The organism is Streptomyces sp. NPDC088747 (assembly GCF_044751025.1).
In the GTDB taxonomy this organism is placed as follows: Bacteria; Actinomycetota; Actinomycetes; order Streptomycetales; family Streptomycetaceae; genus Streptomyces.
This window is the reverse complement of sequence record NZ_JBIVKZ010000005.1, coordinates 45416-66237: the sequence shown is the minus strand read 5'-3', so window position 1 is coordinate 66237 and position 20822 is coordinate 45416. Positions and strand designations below refer to the sequence as shown.

Genomic DNA, 20822 nt, shown 5'->3' with positions numbered 1-20822 from the left:
GTGACGTCCCGAACGCTAACGGTGAAGCTGATCTTCCACGGCTTGTATCAGACATTGATACGGGCGTCCGGGGCCCGTTCGCCGTCTGAGAGAATTGGCCCTGTGATCTCCCGAATCGACCTGCGCGGCGACGCCCTCCCCGAGGGTGCCGCCCTGCGCGACCTGCTGCCCCGAGCCGACTTCGACGTCTCGGCCGCCCTGGAGAAGGTGCGTCCGATCTGCGAGGCCGTGCATCATCGGGGAGACGCGGCGCTGATCGACTACGCGGAGAAGTTCGACGGAGTACGGCTGGAATCCGTACGGGTCCCGGCCGCGGCCATCGCCGACGCCCTGGAGCGGCTCGACCCCGCCGTGCGCGCGGCCCTGGAGGAGTCCATCCGCCGGGCCCGTCTGGTCCACCGCGAACAGCGCCGGACGACGCACACCACCCAGGTCGTGCCCGGCGGCTCGGTCACCGAGAAGTGGGTGCCCGTCGACCGCGTCGGGCTGTACGCGCCGGGCGGACGCTCCGTCTACCCGTCGTCCGTGATCATGAACGTGGTCCCGGCACAGGAGGCGGGCGTCGAGTCCATCGCGCTCGCGTCGCCGGCCCAGTCCGAGTTCGGCGGCCTGCCGCACCCGACGATCCTCGCCGCCTGCGCCCTCCTCGGCGTCGACGAGGTGTACGCGGCCGGCGGCGCCACGGCCGTCGCGATGTTCGCGTACGGCACCGAGTCCTGCCCCTCCGCCGACATGGTCACCGGCCCCGGCAACATCTGGGTCGCCGCCGCCAAGCGCTACTTCACCGGAAAGATCGGTATCGACGCCGAGGCCGGGCCGACCGAGATCGCCGTCCTCGCGGACGACACCGCCGACCCGGTGCACGTCGCCTCCGACCTGATCAGCCAGGCCGAGCACGACCCGCTCGCCGCCGCCGTCCTGGTCACCGACTCGGTGTCCCTCGCGGACGCCGTGCAGAAGGAGCTGGAGCCGCAGGTCGCGGCCACCAAGCACATCGAGGACCGGATCGTCCCGGCGCTGAACGGCCGGCAGTCCGCGATCGTCCTCGTCGACGGCATCGAAGAGGGCCTGCGCGTCGTCAACGCGTACGGCGCCGAGCACCTGGAGATCCAGACGGCGGACGCGGCGGCCGTCGCCGACCGGGTCAGGAACGCAGGAGCGATCTTCGTCGGCCCCTGGGCCCCCGTCTCGCTCGGCGACTACGCGGCGGGCTCCAACCACGTCCTGCCCACCGGCGGCTGCGCCTGCCACTCCTCGGGCCTGTCCGTCCAGTCCTTCCTGCGCGGCGTCCACATCGTCGACTACACGAAGGACGCCCTCGCCGACGTCGCCCACCACGTGGTGACGCTCGCCGAGGCGGAGGACCTGCCCGCGCACGGCGCGGCGGTCAAGGCCCGGTTCGGATGGCAGGTGCCGGGCCAGTGACCTTCGGAATCGACGACCTCCCGGTCCGCGACGAACTGCGCGGCAAGACCCCGTACGGCGCGCCCCAACTCGACGTCCCCGTACGCCTGAACACCAACGAGAACCCCTACCCGCTGCCCGAACCGCTCGTCGAGCGGATCGCCGAGCGGGTCCGCGAGGCGGCCAGGAACCTCAACCGCTACCCCGACCGCGACGCGGTCGAGCTGCGCACGGAGCTGGCCGGGTACCTGACGAAGACCGGCGGACACCCGGTCGCCGCGGAGAACGTCTGGGCGGCCAACGGCTCCAACGAGGTCATCCAGCAACTGCTCCAGACCTTCGGCGGACCCGGCAGGACCGCGATCGGTTTCGAGCCCTCGTACTCGATGCACGCGCTCATCGCGCGCGGCACCGGGACGGGCTGGATCTCCGGTCCGCGGAGCGAGGACTTCACCATCGACCTCGCCGCCGCCGAGCGGGCGATCGCCGAGCACCGGCCGGACGTCGTCTTCATCACCACCCCCAACAACCCCACGGGCAACGCGGTGCCGCCGGGGACGGTACTCGCGCTGTACGAGGCCGCGCAGGCGGCGAAGCCGTCCATGGTCGTGGTCGACGAGGCCTACATCGAGTTCAGCCACGGCGACTCGCTGCTGCCCCTGCTCGAAGGTCGGCCGAATCTCGTCGTCTCGCGGACGATGTCCAAGGCGTTCGGCGCGGCCGGGCTGCGCCTCGGCTATCTCGCCGCCCACCCGGCGGTCGTCGACGCCGTCCAGCTCGTACGGCTGCCGTACCACCTGTCGGCCGTCACCCAGGCGACCGCGCTGGCCGCCCTGGAGCACACCGACACCCTGCTGGGGTACGTGGAGCAGCTCAAGGCCGAGCGCGACCGGCTGGTCGCCGAACTGCGCGCGATCGGCTACGAGGTGACCGAGTCGGACGCCAACTTCGTGCAGTTCGGGCGGTTCGCCGACGCCCACGAGGCCTGGCGGAAGATCCTCGACCGGGGCGTCCTGGTCCGGGACAACGGCATCCCGGGACGGCTGCGGGTCACCGCCGGAACTCCCGCCGAAAACGACGCGTTCCTGGACGCGGTACGTGAACTGAAGAAGGAGCAGAACGCATGAGCCGCGTCGGAAGAGTGGAGCGGGTGACGAAGGAGACGTCGGTCCTCGTCGAGATCGATCTCGACGGAACCGGCAAGGTCGACGTGTCGACAGGGGTCGGGTTCTACGACCACATGCTCGACCAGCTCGGCCGGCACGGTCTCTTCGACCTGACCGTGAAGACCGAGGGCGACCTGCACATCGACTCGCACCACACCATCGAGGACAGCGCCCTCGCCCTCGGCGCCGCCTTCAAGCAGGCGCTCGGCGACAAGGTCGGGATCTACCGATTCGGCAACTGCACGGTCCCCCTGGACGAGTCGCTCGCCCAGGTCACCGTCGACCTCTCCGGCCGCCCCTACCTCGTGCACACCGAGCCCGAGAAGATGGCGCCGATGATCGGCGAGTACGACACGACGATGACCCGGCACATCCTGGAGTCCTTCGTCGCGCAGGCCCAGGTCGCGCTGCACGTGCACGTGCCCTACGGACGCAACGCGCACCACATCGTGGAGTGCCAGTTCAAGGCGCTGGCCCGCGCGCTGCGGTACGCCTGTGAGCGTGACCCGCGCGCCGCCGGCATCCTCCCCTCCACGAAGGGCGCGCTGTGACCGGCCTGTCGAGCATCCTGATCGTCGTCGGACTCTTCCTGCTCGGCGGCGTGTACTCCTTCGTCAAGCAGAAGATGCCGGCGAGCCTCATCGTGCTGGTCTCGATCGGCGCCGCGATGTGTCTCGTCGCGGGCGTGATGCGACTGGCGGTGTGGAGTTGACCAGCTCCGGAAAGAAGCGGCAGGTCGTCGTCTTCGACTACGGCTTCGGCAACGTCCGTTCCGCCGAGCGCGCCCTCGCACGGGCGGGCGCCGAGGTCGAGATAACGCGTGACTACGACAAGGCGATGAACGCCGACGGGCTGCTGGTGCCGGGCGTCGGCGCGTTCGCCGCCTGCATGAAGGGCCTGCGGGAGGCGCGCGGCGACTGGATCGTCGGCCGGCGGCTGGCCGGCGGACGCCCGGTGATGGGCATCTGCGTCGGCATGCAGATCCTCTTCGCACGCGGCATCGAGCACGGCGTGGAGACCGAGGGCCTCGACGAGTGGCCCGGCACGGTCGAGCCGCTCCAGGCCGACATCGTGCCCCACATGGGCTGGAACACCGTCGAACACCCGGCCGGCTCCGAGCTGTTCGCGGGCCTCGACGCCGACGCGCGCTTCTACTTCGTGCACTCCTACGCCGTCCACGACTGGTCCCTGGAGGTCGGGAACCCGGCGCTGCGGGCACCCAAGGTGGCCTGGTCCACGCACGGCAAGCCCTTCGTGGCCGCGGTCGAGAACGGCGCCCTGTGGGCCACCCAGTTCCACCCCGAGAAGTCCGGCGACGCCGGAGCCCAGCTGCTCACCAACTGGATCGGAACCCTGTAGACAATGGCCAAGCTCGAACTCCTCCCCGCCGTCGACGTCCGTGACGGCCAGGCGGTCCGCCTCGTCCACGGCGAGTCCGGCTCGGAGACCTCGTACGGCTCCCCCCTGGAGGCGGCTCTCGCCTGGCAGCGGTCGGGCGCCGAGTGGCTGCACCTCGTCGACCTGGACGCCGCGTTCGGGACCGGCGACAACCGCAAGCTCATCGCCGAGGTGGCCGGCGCCATGGACATCAAGGTGGAGCTGTCCGGCGGCATCCGCGACGACGACACCCTCGCCGCCGCCCTCGCCACCGGCTGCACCCGCGTCAACCTGGGCACCGCCGCCCTGGAGACCCCCGAATGGGTCGCCGGGGTCATCGCCGAGCACGGCGACAAGATCGCGGTCGGTCTCGACGTACGTGGCACGACCCTGCGCGGCCGGGGCTGGACCCGCGACGGCGGCGACCTCTACGAGACGCTGGCGCGCCTGGACTCCGAGGGCTGCGCGCGGTACGTCGTGACGGACATCGCCAAGGACGGCACGCTCCAGGGGCCGAACCTGGAACTGCTGCGCAACGTGTGCGCGGCGACCGACCGGCCCGTCGTCGCCTCGGGAGGCGTGTCCTCCCTGGACGACCTGCGCGCGATCGCCGAGCTCGTGCCCCTGGGCGTCGAGGGCTCGATCGTCGGGAAGGCCCTGTACGCGAAGGCCTTCACCCTGGAAGAGGCGCTGGAAACGGTGGCTGCCCTGTGAGCGGCGTACGACGAGTCAGGACCGGCGCGCCCTGGGAGGATGCCTTCGGGTACTCCCGCGCGGTGGAACTGCCCAACGGCCTGGTGCTGGTGGCCGGTTGCACCTCCGTGGTCAACGGCGAGATCGCCGCCGGTGACCCCTACGAGCAGACGGTCAACTCCTTCAACGTGGCGTTCGGGGCCCTGGAGCAGCTCGGCCTCGGGCGCGAGGACGTCGTCCGTACGCGCATGTACATCACCCACGCCCGGGACGTCGAGGACATCGGCCGCGCGCACAAGGAGCTGTTCGACTCCGTGCGCCCCGCCGCCTCGATGATCATCGTCTCCGGTTTCGTGGACCCGAGCCTGGTCGTCGAGGTCGAGGTGGAGGCGTACCGCGGGGAGCCGGCGTCATGACCCTGGCGGTTCGAGTCATCCCCTGCCTGGACGTCGACAACGGCCGGGTGGTCAAGGGCGTCAACTTCCAGAACCTGCGCGACGCGGGCGACCCCGTCGAGATGGCCAAGGTGTACGACGCCGAGGGCGCCGACGAGTTGACGTTCCTTGACATCACGGCGTCCTCCGGCAACCGCGAGACCACCTACGACGTGGTGCGCCGTACGGCCGAGCAGGTGTTCATCCCGCTGACCGTGGGAGGCGGTGTCCGCACCGCCGAGGACGTGGACAAGCTGCTGCGGGCCGGCGCCGACAAGGTCGGGGTCAACACCGCCGCGATCGCCAGGCCCGATCTCATCCGTGAGATCGCGGAACGGTTCGGCCGGCAGGTGCTGGTGCTGTCGGTGGACGCGCGCAGGACCGAGGGCGGCTCCTTCGAGGTCACCACGCACGGCGGTCGCCAGGGCACCGGCATCGACGCCGTCGAGTGGGCGCACCGGGCCGCCGAGCTGGGCGCGGGGGAGATCCTGCTCAACTCGATGGACGCGGACGGCACGAAGGACGGCTACGACATCGAGATGATCGAGGCCGTACGCAAGCACGTGACCGTTCCGCTGATCGCCAGCGGCGGCGCCGGGCGGCTCGGGCACTTCCCGCCCGCCATCGGCGCGGGCGCCGACGCGGTACTCGCCGCGTCCGTCTTCCACTTCGGCGATCTGCGGATCGGCGAGGTGAAGGACACGCTCCGGGAGGCGGGGCATCCCGTCCGCTGATCTTCCCGCGTCGTCGCCCACGGCCCGCCCCCGGCAGCTTCCGCCGCCGGGGGCGGGCCGGTTTTTGTGTGCGGGCCGCTTCGCGGGTGATGCCGCGACGGCGGGGCGGGGCGGGGGGCGGGGCTGAGGGCGCAAGACCGGTGCGGGTGGTGGTGGGGGGTTGGGGTGTGGGCGTGGCGGCGGTGTGAGTGGCGGGGGCTGTCGGCGCGAGACTGTTGCGGGGGTCGGGGTTGTCGGCGTGACGCCGGGGCGGGGGGTCGGGGCTGAGGCGCGACGGCAGTGCGGGTGGCGGGGACTGGCGGCGCCGCAGCTGTGCGGGGGCCGGGCTCTCGGCGCGACAGCGGGCGGGGGTCGGAGCTGTCGGTGTGACAGCGGTGTGGGTGGCGGGAGCTCGGCGGGAGACCGGTGTGGGTGGCGGGCAGTGGCGGCGCCCCAGCGGTGTGGGCGGCGAGGGCCTGTCGGGGTGACACCGGGCGGGGGCGGGGTTGTGGGCGTGGCGGTGGTGTGGGTCGCGGGGCTGGCGGCGCCGCAGCGGTGTAGGCGGGGGCTGTCCGGGTGACACCGGGCGGGGAGCGGTGCTGTGGGCGTGGCGGTGGTGTGGGTTGTGGGGGCTGTTGGCGTAACACCGGTGATTCTGCCGATGTACGGAGCCGGGGCCGGGACGACAGTTGCCAGCGCAACCACCGAGACGGACCTCGCCGCGTCGCAGCGTGCGCCTTCCACCCTCATGTCATGGCCGCGTCACGGCCGCGGCGCGGGTCCGTCGCCCCTCACCGAGAGGATGCACCCACCGTGCAAGAGTCGAACCGCGCAATCCCCGCCGCACCCGCCCCCCACCGCCCCAACCGGCTCACCGGCCGGCTGGCGCGGACCGGTCTCGCGGCCCTGCTGGCCGCAGGCGGCCTCGTCGCCGCGCAGGCCACCGGAGCGCAGGCGATCAACGCCCCGGCCGCCGAGACGCGGGCCGCCGCGAACCCGTACGAGCGCGGCCCCGCCCCCACGGTCTCCAGTATCGAGGCGTCCCGTGGGTCCTACGCCGTCTCCCAGACCAGCGTCTCCTCGCTGAGCGTGAGCGGCTTCGGCGGCGGCACCGTGTACTACCCGACCTCGACCAGCGACGGCACGTTCGGCGCGGTGGTCATCTCGCCCGGGTTCACCGCCTACCAGTCGTCCATCTCCTGGCTCGGGACGCGCCTCGCCTCCCAGGGCTTCGTGGTGTTCACCATCGACACCAACACCACTCTCGACCAGCCCGACAGCCGCGGACGGCAGCTGCTCGCCGCGCTCGACTACCTGACCCAGAGCAGTTCCGTGCGGACCAGGATCGACAGCACCCGGCTCGGCGTCATGGGCCACTCGATGGGCGGCGGCGGCACGCTGGAGGCCGCGAAGAGCCGTCCCTCGCTCCAGGCGGCGATCCCGCTCACCGGGTGGAACACGGACACCACCTGGCCGGAGGTCAGGACGCCCACTCTGATCGTGGGTGCCGACGGCGACACGATCGCGCCGGTGGCCTCGCACTCCGAGCCCTTCTACCGGAGCCTGCCGAGCTCGCTCGACAAGGCGTACCTGGAGCTGAGGGGCGCCAGCCACTTCACGCCCAACAGCTCGAACACGACGATCGCGAAGTACAGCATTTCGTGGCTCAAGCGATTCATCGACAATGACACCCGCTACGAGCAGTTCCTCTGCCCGCTGCCGCAGACGTCGCTGACCATCGCCGAGTACCAGGGCAACTGCCCGCACACCTCCTGACCGCGCGCGGCACGGTCTGATCCCGTGCGTGAGTGACGGCCGCCGTTCCGGCGGCCGTCGCCTGCGTGCGGGGGCGGGTGTCCGAGGGCTCACCGGTCGGGCTCCGGGTTGTGCGGGCGCACAAGCCTTGCCCGTCCCGTCTGGGAGCCCGCCCATCCTTCGTCCCAGGCGGACGGTATCCGCCCTGTTCACGGGGGGTTCGGGGGCGTGCGGGAGCAGGCGAAGGCGGGGCTTCCGCCTTCGTTTACGCGGAAGTAACGTAACGGTCGTGACGGGAAACGCGACTGCGCGAAGTCCACTCCGGACGGTGACCCGGAGCGCATTACCGGCGCCCTCCAGGGGGGTGACCACCGAGCAGGGCCGGAGCCGCGCGCCCGCTCGGCCACCCTCCCCCGGACGCGCGCCGCAAACCCTCCCCGCCCCGGCTTCCGCAGCCCCGACGCCCGCCTCGGCCGGGCCCGCGGCGCACCCCGGAACCGACCCGGCGGGGCAGGGGAGTCCGGGCGGGCGGCTGAGGACGCCGAAGTGTCCGGAGCCACGGGGGGACCGTGACGGGGGGAGCCCCGTATACGACTTCGGCGTGGCGGACGACCTCGGCGTGACCGGCGCCGGTGCTCCCGGCGTGACCGAGGCCGACGCTCCCGACGCGGCCGAGGCCACGGGCGTACCGGGGCCACGGGCCGCGGGGGAAGCGGAGTCCGGCCTGCCGGGGAGGCCTTCGCCCCGTGCTGGTGGGCGCTCGCCCGGCGCGGGTGGACATTCGGCCCGTACGCCGTCCGCCGCCGAGTCGGCTGAGTCGGCCGAGTCGGCTGATCACAGGAGTGGTCGGCCGGGACCGGAAGCGGAGCCGGACGGAGCCGTCGTCGACCTGGCGCTGTTGGTCGCGGTCGAGCGGGAGCGGGACGCGAGGGGCGCCGGGGCGGATGCCGCGGTGGTGCTGAGGGCGGCCGAGGCGGGCGGGGTCGACCCGGGCGCACTCGACGCCGCCGAGGCCGCGGGTCGACTCCGGCTCGACGGAGGCCGGATCGGGATCGTCGACGCGTACCTGGCCGGCACCCTCTACGAGAACGCCCCGCGCGCTCGGAGGCGCGCCGCCCACCGGCTGCTGGCCGACGCCCACACCGGTGGCCCCAGCGCGCTGCCCGTACTGTTCCACCGGGCCTCGGCGGCCACGGCTCCCGCGCCCGACATCGGCGACGCACTCGCCGCCGCCGCGTCGACGCGGGGGGACGGACCGACCCCCGCGGAGCGTTCGGCGGCATGGGCGCGGTCCGCCGAACTCGCCGCCGACGAGGGGCAGCGCGCCGTCCGCCTGATCAACGCCGCCGATCAGGCCAGACTGGCGGGACTGCCGCACCGCGCGCGGGAGTTGCTCGCGCCCGCGTGGTGCGAGGGTGCGCCCGACGCCGTGCGCGGAGCGGCCCAGCTGGTGAGCGGGCAGCTCGCGCTCCAGGACGGCCCGGTCGCCGACGCCCGCGAAGCGCTGCTCCTGGCCGCCGAGTTGCTGGGTCCGGCCGATCCCCCGCGTGCGCTGGCCGCACGGCTCGCAGCCCTGGACGCGGCCTGGGCGATGGGCGACGCGGCGGCGTACCTGGACGCGCTGGACCACACGCCGGAGCAGCCGCAGCCGCAGCAGTCGAAGCAGCCGCAGCAATCGGATCAGCCGCAGCGATCGGAGCAGCCGGGACAGCGGGAACAGCGGGAACAGCCCGAACAGCCGGAACCCGACGCACGGCTCGCGGCCTACCGGGCGGGGATGTCCGCGGTGATGCACGGCCGCCTGGACAGCGGACGAGACCTGTTGCGGGAGGTGGTGGCCGGGGCGGCGGCTGAAGGCGTCCCCGACGGCCCGGACGTCCTCCTGCGGGCCGGCGCCGCCGCCCTCGTCGCCGGTGACCTGGCCGCCGCCGACCGGGCCAACTGCCGTGCGCTCGCGGTCGCCAGGGCCCGAGGCCCGTACGTCCTCGTCGCCCAGGCACTGGAACGCCTGGCCTACGGGGAACTGCGCGTCGGCCGGCACGCCCGTGCCCGCGCCCACGCCGAGGACGGCCTGCGCACCGCCCTCGGCGCCGGGCAGGACAACCTCGCCGCCCACCACCACGCGATCCTCGCCCTGGTCGCGTCCGTCGAGGGGTCCTCGGAGGCCGTCGAGGAGCACGCGACCGCCGCCGAACGGGTCGCCGCGCCGCACGGCCTCGCGCAGGCCGCCACGCTGTCCCAGTGGGCACGGGCCCGCGCCGATCTCGCCCGGGGCAGGCTCCCCGAGGCGGCGGCCCGGCTCGGCCCGCTGGTCGGTGCGGGCCCGCGTCAGGGGCACTTCGCGGTACGGATGCTCGCCGTTCCGTGCTTCGTGGAGGCGGCGGCCCGTACCGGCCGGGCGGCGGAAGCGCGGTCGGCGGTGGCGGAGTTCGCCCACTGGGCCGGGCAGGGCGCCGATCCGCAGGCTCCCGCCCAACTGGCCCGCTGCCGGGCGCTGCTGAGCGGCCCCGAGGACTGCGAGGCACTGTTCGCCGCCGCACTCGCCCGTCACGACGACGCGGACGGGGACTTCGAACGAGGCCGCACCCAACTCCTCTACGGATCCTGGCTGCGGCGGCAGCGCAGACCGGTCGAGGCCCGCGGCAGACTGCGGGACGCGCTGGTCTCCTTCGAGCGTGGCGGCGCGCTCGGCTGGGCCACCCAGGCGAGGGCCGAGCTGCGGGCCTCCGGGGACGGCGGAGCGGCTGAACCGACAGGCCCGCTCCGGCTTCTGACCCCCCAGCAGCTGCGAATCGCCCGCTGTGTGGCGGAGGGAGCGACCAACCGCGAGGTGGCGCTGCGCCTGTCGGTGAGCACCCGCACCGTGGACCACCACCTGCGCAATGTCTTCGCCGCGCTCGGGGTCCGTTCCCGGGTCGAGCTGTCCCGCTGGGTGGACCGGGCGGAGAAGACCGACGCACACCCCTAGGTACCGACTGGGCGGTATGTCATCCTGCGGGATCAGGAGGTCCGGAGTGCCCTGAGTGCCGCGCGTCCGCGCGTCGGCCGACCGGGCGGGCCGGACTGAGCCGACTCCTGTGGAGGACAGCGATGCAGCAACTCGTACCCGCCCATGTCCGGACCCTGCCCGGACCACGGCCCCTGGTGCCGGCCGCCCGTTCGGCCGTCGACGCGGAGGCCCTCTCGGTTCTGCACCGCGCCGCCCGGGCGCTGATGGCGGGGCTGCCCGAACTCACCGAGCGGCTGATGGTCCTGCTGCGGGAGCGCGAACCGGCGTACCGCGCGGCCATGGAGGCCGACGCCGACAGCGTGCGCGACGAGGTGCAGCGCTCGTTGCGGCTCAACATCGGATCCCTCATCCGCCCCGGTGAACTGCGGGAGGCGGCCCATCGCTGCTCCTGGGCCATCGGCAGGGCACGGGCCGAACGCGGACTGCCGCTCGACGCGTTGCTGCGTGCCTTCCGGCTGGGCGGCGGCATGGTCTGGCAGGGGCTCGTCGACGAGACGACCCGGCGCCACCCCTCCGACGCGCGTCTGCTCATCCATGTGGCCGCCGACGTGTGGAACTTCGTCGACGACCACTGCACCGTCGTCGCCGACGCCTACCGGCAGACCGAGCGCGAGCTGATGTGGCGCCGGGAGAACCGGCTGCGGCTGATGACGGCCGCGCTGCTCGACGGCACCGCGCGCATCGCCGACCTGCCCGCCACCGCCGCCGCCCTCGGTCTGCCCGAACGGGGCCGGTACGCGGTCGTGCTGGCCCGGCTGCCCGTCGGGCAGGCGTTCACGGACGCGCGGAGCCAGGTGCACCTCTCCGGCCTGCGGGTCCTCTGGTACCGCGACGCCGACCGGGACAGCGGCGGGAGCTACGGCATCGTCCTGCTCGGCGGTCACCCCCACGACGGGGACGAGGCCGGGCACGGCCACGAGAGCGGGCTCGTCGATGCCGGAGCCGATGCCGGGGCCGGCGTCGGTCCCGAGCCGGACGGCCGCGAGGGGGAGCGCCACCGGACGTACGGGTTCGAGATGGACGCCGGGGAGATCGCCCGCCGGCTGACCGCCCCGTCCGTGGCCCGGGTCGGGGTGAGCCCGGTGGTGGACGGGCTCGCGGCGATCGGCGACGCCCGCCGCCTGGCGGACACGGCGCTGCGGGCCTGTCCGCGGTCCGGGGGCACCGTCGTACTGGAGGAGCATCTGCCCGCCGCGCTCGTCGTCTCCGCTCCGGTGCTCGGGGCGGCGCTCGCCGAGCGGGTGCTCGGGCCGCTGCTGCGGCTGGACCCGGCCGACCGGGACATCATGCTGGACACGCTGACGGCCTGGCTCGCCTGCGACGGGTCCGCCCAGCGGGCCGCCGGGGAGCTCTACTGCCACCGCAACACGGTCCTGAACCGGCTCCGCCGCTGCGAGCAGCTCACCGGCCGCTCGCTGACCCGGCCCGCCGACGTGGTGGAACTGTCCCTCGCCCTGACCGCCCACTCGCTGCTGGACCTGTAACCGCGTCCCCCTTCGTCCCGTCATGTGGCAGAAGAGTCGCGCAGCCGCCCTCGGCCGCGCGGCAACGACCTTCGCCGCCCCGGGCCTGCTGATCGCCGCGTCCTTGCGGCTCCTCGACTCCGTGCGGATGGCGGATCCGCCGGTCGGGGAAGGGGCCTGGGGCGACGGCGGGGCAGGGGACACGGGGGTGCCACGGGTGCCACGGGTGCCGTGGCGGCCGGGGAGGGCTCTGACGACGTGCGTGGAGGCGAAGGGGGCCGCCGTGATGCCGCTGACCCTGCGGGGCCGGCTGCCGCGGGCGGGGCGGGTGGCGCCGGTGGCGATCCTGCCGGACAGTGTCACCGCGGCGGGCGCACTCGGCGTTGTCGTCGCGTGCGGCGGGCGCACCCGGCGTTGTCGTCGCGCTCTCGACGCCGTGCCCGAGCTCCCCGGCCGCCGCCTCGGCGCGGTCCGCCACGCGGAAGCCGACGCCACGCGGAAGCCGACGCCGACGCCGACGATCGGCGCCCTCGCCCTTGTCCCCACGGCCACCGCGGCAGCCGGGGTCGCCCTGCTCACAGGGCCGTCGGCCGGACTCGGCGGAGCCCTGTGCGCCGCGCTGCTCCAGACCCAGGCGGACCCCGCCCACCTCGGCCGGGTCAGCTCCGTGTCCGGCATCGTCAGCCTCGGCCTCGCCCCGCTGAGCATGCCGCTGACCGCCGCCGCGATCGGCTGGTGGGGCACCGGGCCCGTCTTGAGTCAGATCCCGAGCTGCTTCGACTCGTGCAGCTTGGCGATCGCGTCCTTGTCGCCCTCCAGCGCGACATCGGCCGCGTCCTGCCGGCCGAACACGAACATCAGCAGCTCCGAGGGCTCGCCGGTCACCGTCACGACCGGCGCCCCCTTGTGCGCGACCGCCGTCTGCCCGTCCGGCCGCCGCAGCACCAGGCCGGTCGGCGCGCTCCGCCCCGACAGGCGGGCCGTGCGCTCCAGACGGGACCACAGGGCGTCCTGGAACACCGGGTCCAGCACGCGAGGCGTCCAGCCGGGCCGGGCACGGCGTACGTCCTCGGTGTGGACGTAGAACTCGACGGTGTTCGCCGCCTCGTCGATCTGCTTCAGGTTGAACGGGGAGAAGCGCGGCGGGCCCGTACGAATGAGCTGGATCAGCTCCTCGTACGGCTTCTCGGCGAACTCCGACATCACCCGCTCCAGACGGGGCGCGAGCTGTTTGATCCACGTCCCGCCCGCGGCGTCGGCGCGGCGCTCGCGCACCACCACGTGCGCGGCGAGATCACGGGTGTTCCAGCCCTCGCACAGGGTGGGGGCGTCCGGTCCCTCGGCCTCCAACAGGTCGGCGAGGAGAAGTCGTTCACGCTTGGCATGGGTCGACATGCCACCAAGCCTACGACCGCCCCACCGGTCCGCCCAGTGGACATCGGCCAGAAGTGCCCAGGAGTCCGCTCCCCTGTGGACAACCGGCGGGCCCCACCCGGTCCGGCCTGTGGACAACCGCCGGGCGCTCCCCACCGGCGCGGCACAATGGACCGCATGACCAGTACGCCCCCGCCCAGCAGGCCCCACAGCCTGGACCCCGCCCTCGCCGCCCGCCTCAAGCGCGGCGCCGACGGACTCCTCCCCGCCATCGCCCAGCAGTACGACACCGGTGAGGTGCTGATGCTCGGCTGGATGGACGAGGAGGCGCTGCACCGCACGCTCACCACGGGCCGCTGTACGTACTGGTCGCGCAGCCGCCGTGAGTACTGGGTCAAGGGCGACACCTCCGGCCACTTCCAGCACGTGAAGTCCGTCGCCCTGGACTGCGACGCCGACACGGTCCTCGTGAAGGTCGACCAGGTGGGGGCGGCGTGTCACACCGGCGCCCGCACCTGCTTCGACGCCGACGTGCTGCTCGGCGTACACCCCGAGGGCGCCGATTCAGGCGTACCCGCACGGGATCAGTAAGGTCAGCCGCCATGGACCTCGAGACGTTCCGCAAGCTGGCCACCGACCGCCGTGTGATCCCCGTCAGCCGCAAGCTCCTCGCGGACGGCGACACGCCGGTCGCGCTCTACCGCAAACTGGCCGCGGAACGCCCCGGCACCTTCCTCCTGGAATCGGCCGAGACCGGCCGTACGGCGCTCGCGTGGTCGCGCTACTCCTTCGTGGGCGTCCGCTCGGCCGCCACGCTCACCGAGCGGGACGGGCAGGCCCACTGGCTCGGCACCCCGCCCGTCGGCGTCCCCCTCGACGGCGACCCGCTCGCCGCGCTGCGCGCCACCATCGAGGCCCTGCACACCCCGCACGGCGAGGGCCTGCCCCCCTTCACCGGCGGCATGGTCGGCTATCTGGGGTACGACATCGTGCGCCGCCTGGAGAAGATCGGGCCCGGCGAGCAGGACGACCTCAAGCTCCCCGAGCTGACCATGCTGCTCACCAGCGACCTGGCGGTCATGGACCACTGGGACGGCTCGGTCCAGCTCATCGCCAACGCGATCAACCACAACGACCTCGACACGGGCGTCGACGAGGCCTACGCCGACGCCGTCGCCCGCCTGGACGCCATGGAGGCGGACCTCTCGCGCGCGGTCTCCCAGCCGCCCGCCGCGCTTCCCCCCTCCGAACTGCCCGAGTACACCGCGCTCTGGGGCGGCCCGGACTACCAGGACGCGGTCGAGGACATCAAGGAGCGCATCCGCGCCGGGGAGGCCTTCCAGGTCGTCCCCTCCCAGCGCTTCGAAACGCCGTGCACGGCAAGCGCGTTGGACGTGTACCGCGTGCTGAGGGCGACCAACCCCTCCCCGTACATGTACCTCTTCCGCTTCGACGGGTTCGACGTCGTCGGCTCGTCCCCGGAAGCCCTGGTCAAGGTCGAGGACGGACACGCGATGGCGCATCCCATCGCCGGCACCCGGCCGCGCGGCGCCACCGTCCAGGAGGACCAGGCCCTCGCCGACGAGCTGATCGCCGACCCCAAGGAGCGTGCCGAGCACCTCATGCTCGTCGACCTGGGGCGCAACGACCTGGGGCGGGTCTGCGAACCGGGCTCCGTCGAGGTCGTCGACTTCATGTCCATCGAGCGGTACTCCCACGTGATGCACATCGTCTCGACGGTGACCGGCCGGGTCGCGGCGGGACGTACCGCCTTCGACGTCCTGACCGCCTGCTTTCCCGCGGGCACCCTGTCCGGCGCGCCCAAGCCGCGCGCGATGCAGATCATCGACGAGCTGGAGCCCTCCAGAAGGGGGCTGTACGGCGGCTGCGTCGGCTATCTCGACTTCGCGGGCGACTCCGACACCGCCATCGCCATCCGTACGGCACTGCTGCGGGACGGCACCGCCTACGTACAGGCAGGGGCGGGCGTGGTCGCCGACTCCGACCCGGTCGCCGAGGACAACGAGTGCCGCAACAAGGCGGCGGCGGTGCTCCGCGCCGTGCACACGGCCAACCGGCTCGGGCAATAGGACAAGACTCACGTGAACCCCGGGTGACGTATCGCCCGGGGTTCAGGCGATAGTGGAGTACGTGACTGCTGTTCCGCACCCCCGATCCGAAGCCGCCGAAGCCGCCGAACCCACCCGGTCCGGCCGCCGCAGCCTCGCCGTCGCCCTGCTCAGCGGCGCCCTCGGCGCGGCTCTGGCACTGCTGGCGACCCGGCAGAACTGGGCGTCGGGCACCGCCTCGGTGGCCGGCGGCGACTTCCCGCTGACCGCCTCGGGCAGCGACGTCACGGGCGTGCCCGCGGCGCTCGCGATAGTCGGCCTCGCCGCGCTCGTCGCCGTCTTCGCGGTCCGCCGCTCCGGACGCTTCCTCGTCTCCGCGCTGCTCGCCCTCGTCGGCGTGGGCATCATCGTCGCGGCCGTGCTCGGCGCCGGCGACAGCTCGGCCCTCGACGAGAAGGCGGCGGCGGCCTCCGGCGACACCGCCGCCTCCGCCGCCGCGCTCAGCCACACCGCCTGGCCCTACGCGGCCGCCGCGGGCGGCGTCCTCATCCTCCTCGCGGGGCTGCTGGCGCTGCGCTACGGCCGGTCGTGGCCCACGATGTCGGGCCGCTACGAGCGCGACGGGACGCCCCGGCCGCGCAAGGCCAAGCCGGTCGACCCGGACCGCCCGGAGGACATCTGGAAGGCGCTCGACCGCGGCGAGGACCCGACCGGGCCGGACCCGGCGGGGACCTGAGCACCGCGGAGACCGCTTCCCCGAGGGCCTGAGGTCCCGGGGCCCGCGTCACCACCCGAAGGAACCGACGCGCGAGGGACTCGACGCGCGAGGTGTGCCCCCCCGCTCACAGCACGCCCGTGAGTACGGGACAATGGCCGTAGAGCCTCCGACTCACCACACGTACGCAGCACATCCACAGCAACGAGGAGCAAGTCATGGCGGGCAGCAGCCACGGTCACACCCCGGCCGCCTGGACCGGTGTCATCATCGCCTTCATCGGTTTCTGCGTCTCCGGTGCCTTCACGGTGCTGGCCGACCCGCTGGGCTTCTGGGCCGGTCTGGTCATCGTGGCCCTCGGCGGTGTCGTCGGAATGGTCATGCAGGCGGCGGGCCTGGGCAAGGCCAAGACCAAGTCCGGGCACCCGGCCGGCGAGACCGTGGGCGCCGAGAGCTGACAGCGGTCCCGTAGAGCTTGTGGGAGGCGGTTCCGGCGCGTTCGCCGGGGCCGCCTCCCGCGCGTACGGGCGTTGCGGGCGGGGGAGGGGCACAATGCGTGGGGTGAACGCCGAATCCCAGAGGGTGACACAGCGCGCGGAGTCCGGAGCCGCCGCCGTGCTGCGCCGGGTCGCCGTGCCCGGCGGAGTGCTCGCGGCCGTCGTCGGCGCCTTCGCCTACGTCGGGACCGTCGATCCCAACCAGCCCGGCCACTACCCCGTCTGCCCGCTGCTGCGGCTCACCGGCGTGTACTGCCCCGGCTGCGGCGGTCTGCGGAGCGCGCACGCCTTCGTGCATGGCGACCTCGTCGCGGCGCTCACGGACAACGCGCTCGCCGTCGTGGCGTTCCTGGGGTTCGCGGTGGTGTGGACCGTCTGGGTGGTCCGGGCGGCGCGCGGCCGTCCGGCACGGATCGAACTGGGACGAGTCCACCTGTGGACCATCGGCATATTGGCCCTGGTCTTCACGGTTGTCCGGAACCTGCCCTTCGGTGGCTGGCTGCACCCTTGATCAAATGGCAAAGGTCCAGGTAGTGGGACCGGCGTCAACCGGATGCGAGGTCTACGCCCTCCTCCGGATACCATCGCAGTGACGCGTCTGACACGTCCGAACCGTCCGAGGCGGTGAACCCGGGTCAGCCGCTCAACCGCTTCAACTCTTCACCGCAGGGAAGGGGGCCGCTCGCGTGAGTGTGCTCGACGAGATCATCGACGGAGTCCGGGCCGACCTCGCGGAACGGCAGGCGCTCGTCAGCCTCGACGAGCTCAAGGAACGCGCGGCGAAGGCCCCGGCCGCCAAGGACGGCGTCGCCGCCCTGCGCGGTGACGGCGTCAAGGTCATCTGCGAGGTCAAGCGCTCCAGCCCCTCCAAGGGCGCGCTCGCCGCGATCGCCGACCCGGCCGGACTCGCCGCGGACTACGAGGCCGGTGGCGCGGCCGTCATCTCGGTCCTCACCGAGCAGCGCCGCTTCGGCGGTTCGCTGGCCGACCTGGAGGCCGTTCGGGCCAAGGTCGACATCCCCGTACTGCGCAAGGACTTCATCGTCACGTCGTACCAGCTGTGGGAGGCACGCGCGTACGGCGCCGACCTCGCGCTGCTGATCGTGGCCGCCCTCGACCAGCCCGCCCTGGAGTCCCTCATCGAGCGCGCCGAGTCCATCGGGCTCACCCCGCTCGTCGAGGTGCACGACGAGGACGAGGCCGAGCGGGCGGTGGACGCCGGCGCGAAGGTCATCGGTGTCAACGCGCGCAACCTCAAGGACCTCAAGGTGGACCGCTCCACCTTCGAGCGCGTCGCCCCCGAGATCCCGGCAGGCGTGGTCAAGATCGCCGAGTCCGGCGTCCGCGGTCCGCACGACCTCATCGCCTACGCCAACGCCGGCGCAGACGCGGTCCTGGTGGGCGAGTCGCTCGTCACCGGCCGCGACCCCAGGACCGCCGTCTCCGACCTGGTCGCCGCGGGCGCCCACCCCGCCCTGCGCCACGGACGGGGCTGACCCACCGGTGCCCGTCCCGTCCTACGCCATCCACCGTCCGGGCTCGCGCCCCGAGGGCGGTCCGGTGTGTGTGGGGTCGGCCGAGGCGCGCTCTGCCTCGGCCGCCCGGGACGCCTATGCCCGTCTCGCCCGAGGCTGCCGCCCGCGTGGCTGTCGGGCGCCCGCTCGTCGCGTTCACGGACGGCGGGTGCGTTATGTCATCGGAGACGAGCCCGGTCAGGTCAACGGCATGCGATGGCGTCTCTCGCGCGCACGCTGACGCCGTTCCGGGCGGTCGCACCCTGAGGTCTCAGGGTGGGCCGACCTGAGGGAACTCCGGCTTCGCCGTCCGGTTCGGGCTTCGCCCGTCGTGGTGGAAGCCCGGTTCGGCACCGCCGATCACCGCCGTCGGGCTTCTCGCCGTCGCGGCGGACAGAACCGCCCCGGGCGGATCGATCGGTCCGGTGAGAGTGGTCCCCCCGTGGGGCCCGTCGCCGGGGCACGCGTGCGTACGTCGTCGATAACGTGAACCCCTGACCGACCCGTGACCGGGGCCGACGCCCCTGCGAGGTAGCCGCATGCCCAGCGAGTTCTTCATTCCCGACCCCGAGGGTCAAGTTCCCAGCGCCGAGGGGTACTTCGGCGCGTACGGCGGCAAGTTCATCCCAGAGGCGCTGGTCGCAGCCGTGGACGAGGTCGCCGTCGAGTACGACAAGGCGAAGTCGGATCCCGAGTTCGCCCGTGAGCTCGACGATCTGCTCGTCCACTACACCGGCCGGCCCAGCGCGCTGACCGAGGTGCCGCGCTTCGCCGAACACGCGGGCGGGGCGCGGGTGTTCCTCAAGCGGGAGGACCTCAACCACACCGGATCCCACAAGATCAACAACGTCCTCGGGCAGGCCCTGCTCACCCGGCGGATGGGCAAGACGCGCGTCATCGCGGAGACCGGGGCGGGCCAGCACGGCGTCGCCACCGCTACCGCCTGCGCGCTGTTCGGCCTCGAATGCACCATCTACATGGGCGAGATCGACACCCAGCGGCAGGCACTCAACGTCGCCCGGATGCGCATGCTGGGCGCCGAGGTCATCGCCGTGAAGTCCGGCAGCCGGACCCTCAAGGACGCCATCAACGAGGCGTTCCGCGACTGGGTGGCGAACGTCGACCACACCCACTACCTCTTCGGGACCGTGGCCGGACCGCACCCCTTCCCCGCGATGGTCCGCGACTTCCACCGGGTCATCGGCGTCGAGGCGCGGCGGCAGATCCTGGAGCGCGCGGGACGCCTCCCCGACGCCGCCGTCGCCTGCGTCGGCGGCGGCTCCAACGCCATCGGGCTCTTCCACGCCTTCATCCCCGACACCGGCGTACGCCTGGTCGGCTGCGAGCCCGGCGGGCACGGAGTGGAGACCGGGGAGCACGCCGCGACCCTGACCGCCGGTGAACCCGGCATCCTGCACGGCTCGCGGTCCTACGTCCTCCAGGACGAGGAGGGGCAGATCACCGAGCCGTACTCCATCTCGGCCGGACTCGACTATCCCGGCATCGGCCCCGAGCACTCCTACCTCAAGGACAGCGGCCGCGGCGAGTACCGCGCGGTCACCGACGACGCGGCGATGCAGGCCCTGCGCCTGCTCTCCCGCACCGAGGGCATCATCCCGGCGATCGAGAGCGCCCACGCGCTGGCCGGCGCCCTGGAGGTCGGCAAGGAGCTGGGCAAGGACGGGCTGATCCTCATCAACCTGTCCGGCCGCGGCGACAAGGACATGGACACGGCCGCCCGCTACTTCGGCCTGTACGACACCGACGCGTCCGTCGCCGCGGACGCCGAGGCCCAGCACGCCGAGATCGAGGGGGACGCCAAGTGAGCGGCAACATCCAGCTGTTGGGCGACACGCTCGCCGGCGCCAGGGCGGAGGGACGGTCCGCGCTCATCGCGTACCTGCCCGCCGGGTTCCCCACCGTCGACGGCGGGATCGACGCCGTCAAGGCCGTCTTCGACGGGGGCGCCGACATCGTCGAGGTCGGACTCCCGCACAGCGACCCCGTCCTGGACGGCCCCGTCATCCAGACCGCCGACGACATCGCCCTGCGCGGCGGAGTCAAGATCGCCGACGTGATGCGGACGGTCCGGGAGGCGTACGAGGCCACCGGCAAACCGGTGCTCGTGATGACGTACTGGAACCCGATCGACCGCTACGGCGTCGAGCGCTTCACCGCCGAACTGGCCGAGGCGGGCGGCGCCGGCTGCATCCTGCCCGACCTGCCGGTGCAGGAGTCGGGGCTGTGGAGGGAGCACGCGGAGAAGCACGGGCTCGCGACCGTCTTCGTCGTGGCGCCCAGCAGCAAGGACCAGCGGCTCGCCGAGATCACCGCGGCCGGCTCCGGCTTCGTGTACGCCGCCTCGCTGATGGGCGTCACGGGCACCCGGGCGTCGGTGGGCGCACAGGCGCAGGACCTGGTGGCACGCACCAAGGCCACCACCGCACTGCCCGTCTGCGTCGGCCTCGGCGTCTCCAACGCCGAACAGGCCGCGGAGGTGGCCGGCTTCGCCGACGGGGTGATCGTGGGATCCGCCTTCGTGAAGCGGATGCTGGACGCGCCCGACGAGCGGGCGGGCCTCGACGCCGTGCGCGAGCTCGCCACCGACCTCGCCAAGGGTGTGCGCGGAGCGCGGTAA

At 73.0% G+C, this 20822-nt stretch carries 21 protein-coding genes; 20 read left to right on the top strand and 1 reads right to left on the bottom strand.

Annotated elements, in window-relative coordinates; genetic code table 11:
• The first annotated feature begins 102 nt into the window (after nt 1–102).
• The 11 genes from hisD (at nt 103) to ACIP79_RS13620 (ending at nt 12036) form a co-directional block, all read left to right on the top strand.
• The gene (gene hisD / locus ACIP79_RS13670; RefSeq protein WP_383687025.1) at nt 103–1425 is read left to right on the top strand and encodes a histidinol dehydrogenase; all 1323 of its coding nucleotides are present in this window, start codon (nt 103–105) and stop codon (nt 1423–1425) included.
• On the top strand, nt 1422–2531 hold the full coding sequence (locus ACIP79_RS13665) for a histidinol-phosphate transaminase (protein WP_401222828.1): 1110 nt from the start codon (nt 1422–1424) through the stop codon (nt 2529–2531). The genes hisD and ACIP79_RS13665 overlap by 4 nt, the downstream gene beginning before the upstream one ends.
• Nucleotides 2528–3121, top strand: a complete 594-nt coding sequence (gene hisB, locus ACIP79_RS13660) for an imidazoleglycerol-phosphate dehydratase HisB (RefSeq protein WP_266465344.1) — start codon at nt 2528–2530, stop codon at nt 3119–3121. Before ACIP79_RS13665 ends, hisB begins: the two co-directional genes overlap by 4 nt.
• On the top strand, nt 3118–3282 hold the full coding sequence (locus ACIP79_RS13655) for a hypothetical protein (RefSeq protein WP_383687021.1): 165 nt from the start codon (nt 3118–3120) through the stop codon (nt 3280–3282). Before hisB ends, ACIP79_RS13655 begins: the two co-directional genes overlap by 4 nt.
• Nucleotides 3279–3929: an imidazole glycerol phosphate synthase subunit HisH gene (hisH, locus tag ACIP79_RS13650; RefSeq protein WP_401222826.1), complete on the top strand. Its 651-nt coding sequence runs from the start codon at nt 3279–3281 to the stop codon at nt 3927–3929. Before ACIP79_RS13655 ends, hisH begins: the two co-directional genes overlap by 4 nt.
• 3 nt (nt 3930–3932) lie before the next feature.
• Nucleotides 3933–4661, top strand: coding sequence for a bifunctional 1-(5-phosphoribosyl)-5-((5-phosphoribosylamino)methylideneamino)imidazole-4-carboxamide isomerase/phosphoribosylanthranilate isomerase PriA (gene priA / locus ACIP79_RS13645; RefSeq protein ID WP_401222824.1), 729 nt, complete (start codon nt 3933–3935; stop codon nt 4659–4661).
• Complete coding sequence (locus ACIP79_RS13640) at nt 4658–5056, top strand: RidA family protein (protein ID WP_401222823.1); 399 nt, start codon at nt 4658–4660, stop codon at nt 5054–5056. The genes priA and ACIP79_RS13640 overlap by 4 nt, the downstream gene beginning before the upstream one ends.
• Nucleotides 5053–5808, top strand: coding sequence for an imidazole glycerol phosphate synthase subunit HisF (gene hisF / locus ACIP79_RS13635; protein ID WP_401222821.1), 756 nt, complete (start codon nt 5053–5055; stop codon nt 5806–5808). The genes ACIP79_RS13640 and hisF overlap by 4 nt, the downstream gene beginning before the upstream one ends.
• Nucleotides 5809–6669: 861 nt before the next feature.
• A complete protein-coding gene (locus tag ACIP79_RS13630) occupies nt 6670–7563 on the top strand; it encodes an alpha/beta hydrolase family protein (RefSeq protein ID WP_401223408.1) in 894 nt (297 codons plus the stop codon).
• Nucleotides 7564–8143: 580 nt separating this feature from the next.
• Nucleotides 8144–10510: a LuxR C-terminal-related transcriptional regulator gene (locus tag ACIP79_RS13625; protein ID WP_401222819.1), complete on the top strand. Its 2367-nt coding sequence runs from the start codon at nt 8144–8146 to the stop codon at nt 10508–10510.
• A gap of 122 nt (nt 10511–10632) precedes the next feature.
• Nucleotides 10633–12036: a PucR family transcriptional regulator gene (locus tag ACIP79_RS13620; protein WP_401222817.1), complete on the top strand. Its 1404-nt coding sequence runs from the start codon at nt 10633–10635 to the stop codon at nt 12034–12036.
• A 738-nt stretch (nt 12037–12774) separates the two neighbouring features.
• Here ACIP79_RS13620 and ACIP79_RS13615 read toward each other — a convergent pair.
• On the bottom strand, nt 12775–13410 hold the full coding sequence (locus ACIP79_RS13615; RefSeq protein ID WP_387180502.1) for a TIGR03085 family metal-binding protein: 636 nt from the start codon (nt 13408–13410) through the stop codon (nt 12775–12777).
• A 156-nt stretch (nt 13411–13566) separates the two neighbouring features.
• Between ACIP79_RS13615 and hisI the strand changes: the two genes are divergently transcribed.
• The 9 genes from hisI (at nt 13567) to trpA (ending at nt 20822) form a co-directional block, all read left to right on the top strand.
• Nucleotides 13567–13980, top strand: coding sequence for a phosphoribosyl-AMP cyclohydrolase (gene hisI, locus ACIP79_RS13610; protein ID WP_401222815.1), 414 nt, complete (start codon nt 13567–13569; stop codon nt 13978–13980).
• A gap of 11 nt (nt 13981–13991) precedes the next feature.
• Entirely contained in the window at nt 13992–15479 is a 1488-nt protein-coding gene (locus ACIP79_RS13605) for an anthranilate synthase component I (RefSeq protein WP_401222814.1), read from the top strand.
• Between the two features lie 52 nt (nt 15480–15531).
• Nucleotides 15532–16194, top strand: coding sequence for a TIGR02234 family membrane protein (locus ACIP79_RS13600; RefSeq protein ID WP_401222812.1), 663 nt, complete (start codon nt 15532–15534; stop codon nt 16192–16194).
• 197 nt (nt 16195–16391) lie between these two features.
• Entirely contained in the window at nt 16392–16631 is a 240-nt protein-coding gene (locus ACIP79_RS13595) for an HGxxPAAW family protein (RefSeq protein WP_401222810.1), read from the top strand.
• A 94-nt stretch (nt 16632–16725) separates the two neighbouring features.
• The gene (locus tag ACIP79_RS13590) at nt 16726–17181 is read left to right on the top strand and encodes a DUF2752 domain-containing protein (RefSeq protein WP_401222809.1); all 456 of its coding nucleotides are present in this window, start codon (nt 16726–16728) and stop codon (nt 17179–17181) included.
• Between the two features lie 175 nt (nt 17182–17356).
• Nucleotides 17357–18166: an indole-3-glycerol phosphate synthase TrpC gene (trpC, locus tag ACIP79_RS13585; RefSeq protein ID WP_383687060.1), complete on the top strand. Its 810-nt coding sequence runs from the start codon at nt 17357–17359 to the stop codon at nt 18164–18166.
• Nucleotides 18167–18173: 7 nt separating this feature from the next.
• Nucleotides 18174–18425, top strand: a complete 252-nt coding sequence (trpM, locus tag ACIP79_RS13580) for a tryptophan biosynthesis modulator TrpM (RefSeq protein WP_401222807.1) — start codon at nt 18174–18176, stop codon at nt 18423–18425.
• A 298-nt stretch (nt 18426–18723) separates the two neighbouring features.
• Complete coding sequence (gene trpB / locus ACIP79_RS13575; protein ID WP_401222805.1) at nt 18724–20010, top strand: tryptophan synthase subunit beta; 1287 nt, start codon at nt 18724–18726, stop codon at nt 20008–20010.
• On the top strand, nt 20007–20822 hold the full coding sequence (gene trpA / locus ACIP79_RS13570) for a tryptophan synthase subunit alpha (RefSeq protein ID WP_401222804.1): 816 nt from the start codon (nt 20007–20009) through the stop codon (nt 20820–20822). The genes trpB and trpA overlap by 4 nt, the downstream gene beginning before the upstream one ends.

Coding starts and splice junctions, on each gene's coding strand:
- hisB (WP_266465344.1), top strand. CDS start 2,528: ATGAGCCGCGTCGGAAGAGTGGAGCGGGTGACGAAGGAGACGTCGGTC.
- priA (WP_401222824.1), top strand. CDS start 3,933: ATGGCCAAGCTCGAACTCCTCCCCGCCGTCGACGTCCGTGACGGCCAG.
- hisF (WP_401222821.1), top strand. CDS start 5,053: ATGACCCTGGCGGTTCGAGTCATCCCCTGCCTGGACGTCGACAACGGC.
- ACIP79_RS13620 (WP_401222817.1), top strand. CDS start 10,633: ATGCAGCAACTCGTACCCGCCCATGTCCGGACCCTGCCCGGACCACGG.
- ACIP79_RS13615 (WP_387180502.1), bottom strand. CDS start 13,410: ATGTCGACCCATGCCAAGCGTGAACGACTTCTCCTCGCCGACCTGTTG.
- hisI (WP_401222815.1), top strand. CDS start 13,567: ATGACCAGTACGCCCCCGCCCAGCAGGCCCCACAGCCTGGACCCCGCC.
- ACIP79_RS13605 (WP_401222814.1), top strand. CDS start 13,992: ATGGACCTCGAGACGTTCCGCAAGCTGGCCACCGACCGCCGTGTGATC.
- ACIP79_RS13595 (WP_401222810.1), top strand. CDS start 16,392: ATGGCGGGCAGCAGCCACGGTCACACCCCGGCCGCCTGGACCGGTGTC.
- ACIP79_RS13590 (WP_401222809.1), top strand. CDS start 16,726: ATGCGTGGGGTGAACGCCGAATCCCAGAGGGTGACACAGCGCGCGGAG.
- trpB (WP_401222805.1), top strand. CDS start 18,724: ATGCCCAGCGAGTTCTTCATTCCCGACCCCGAGGGTCAAGTTCCCAGC.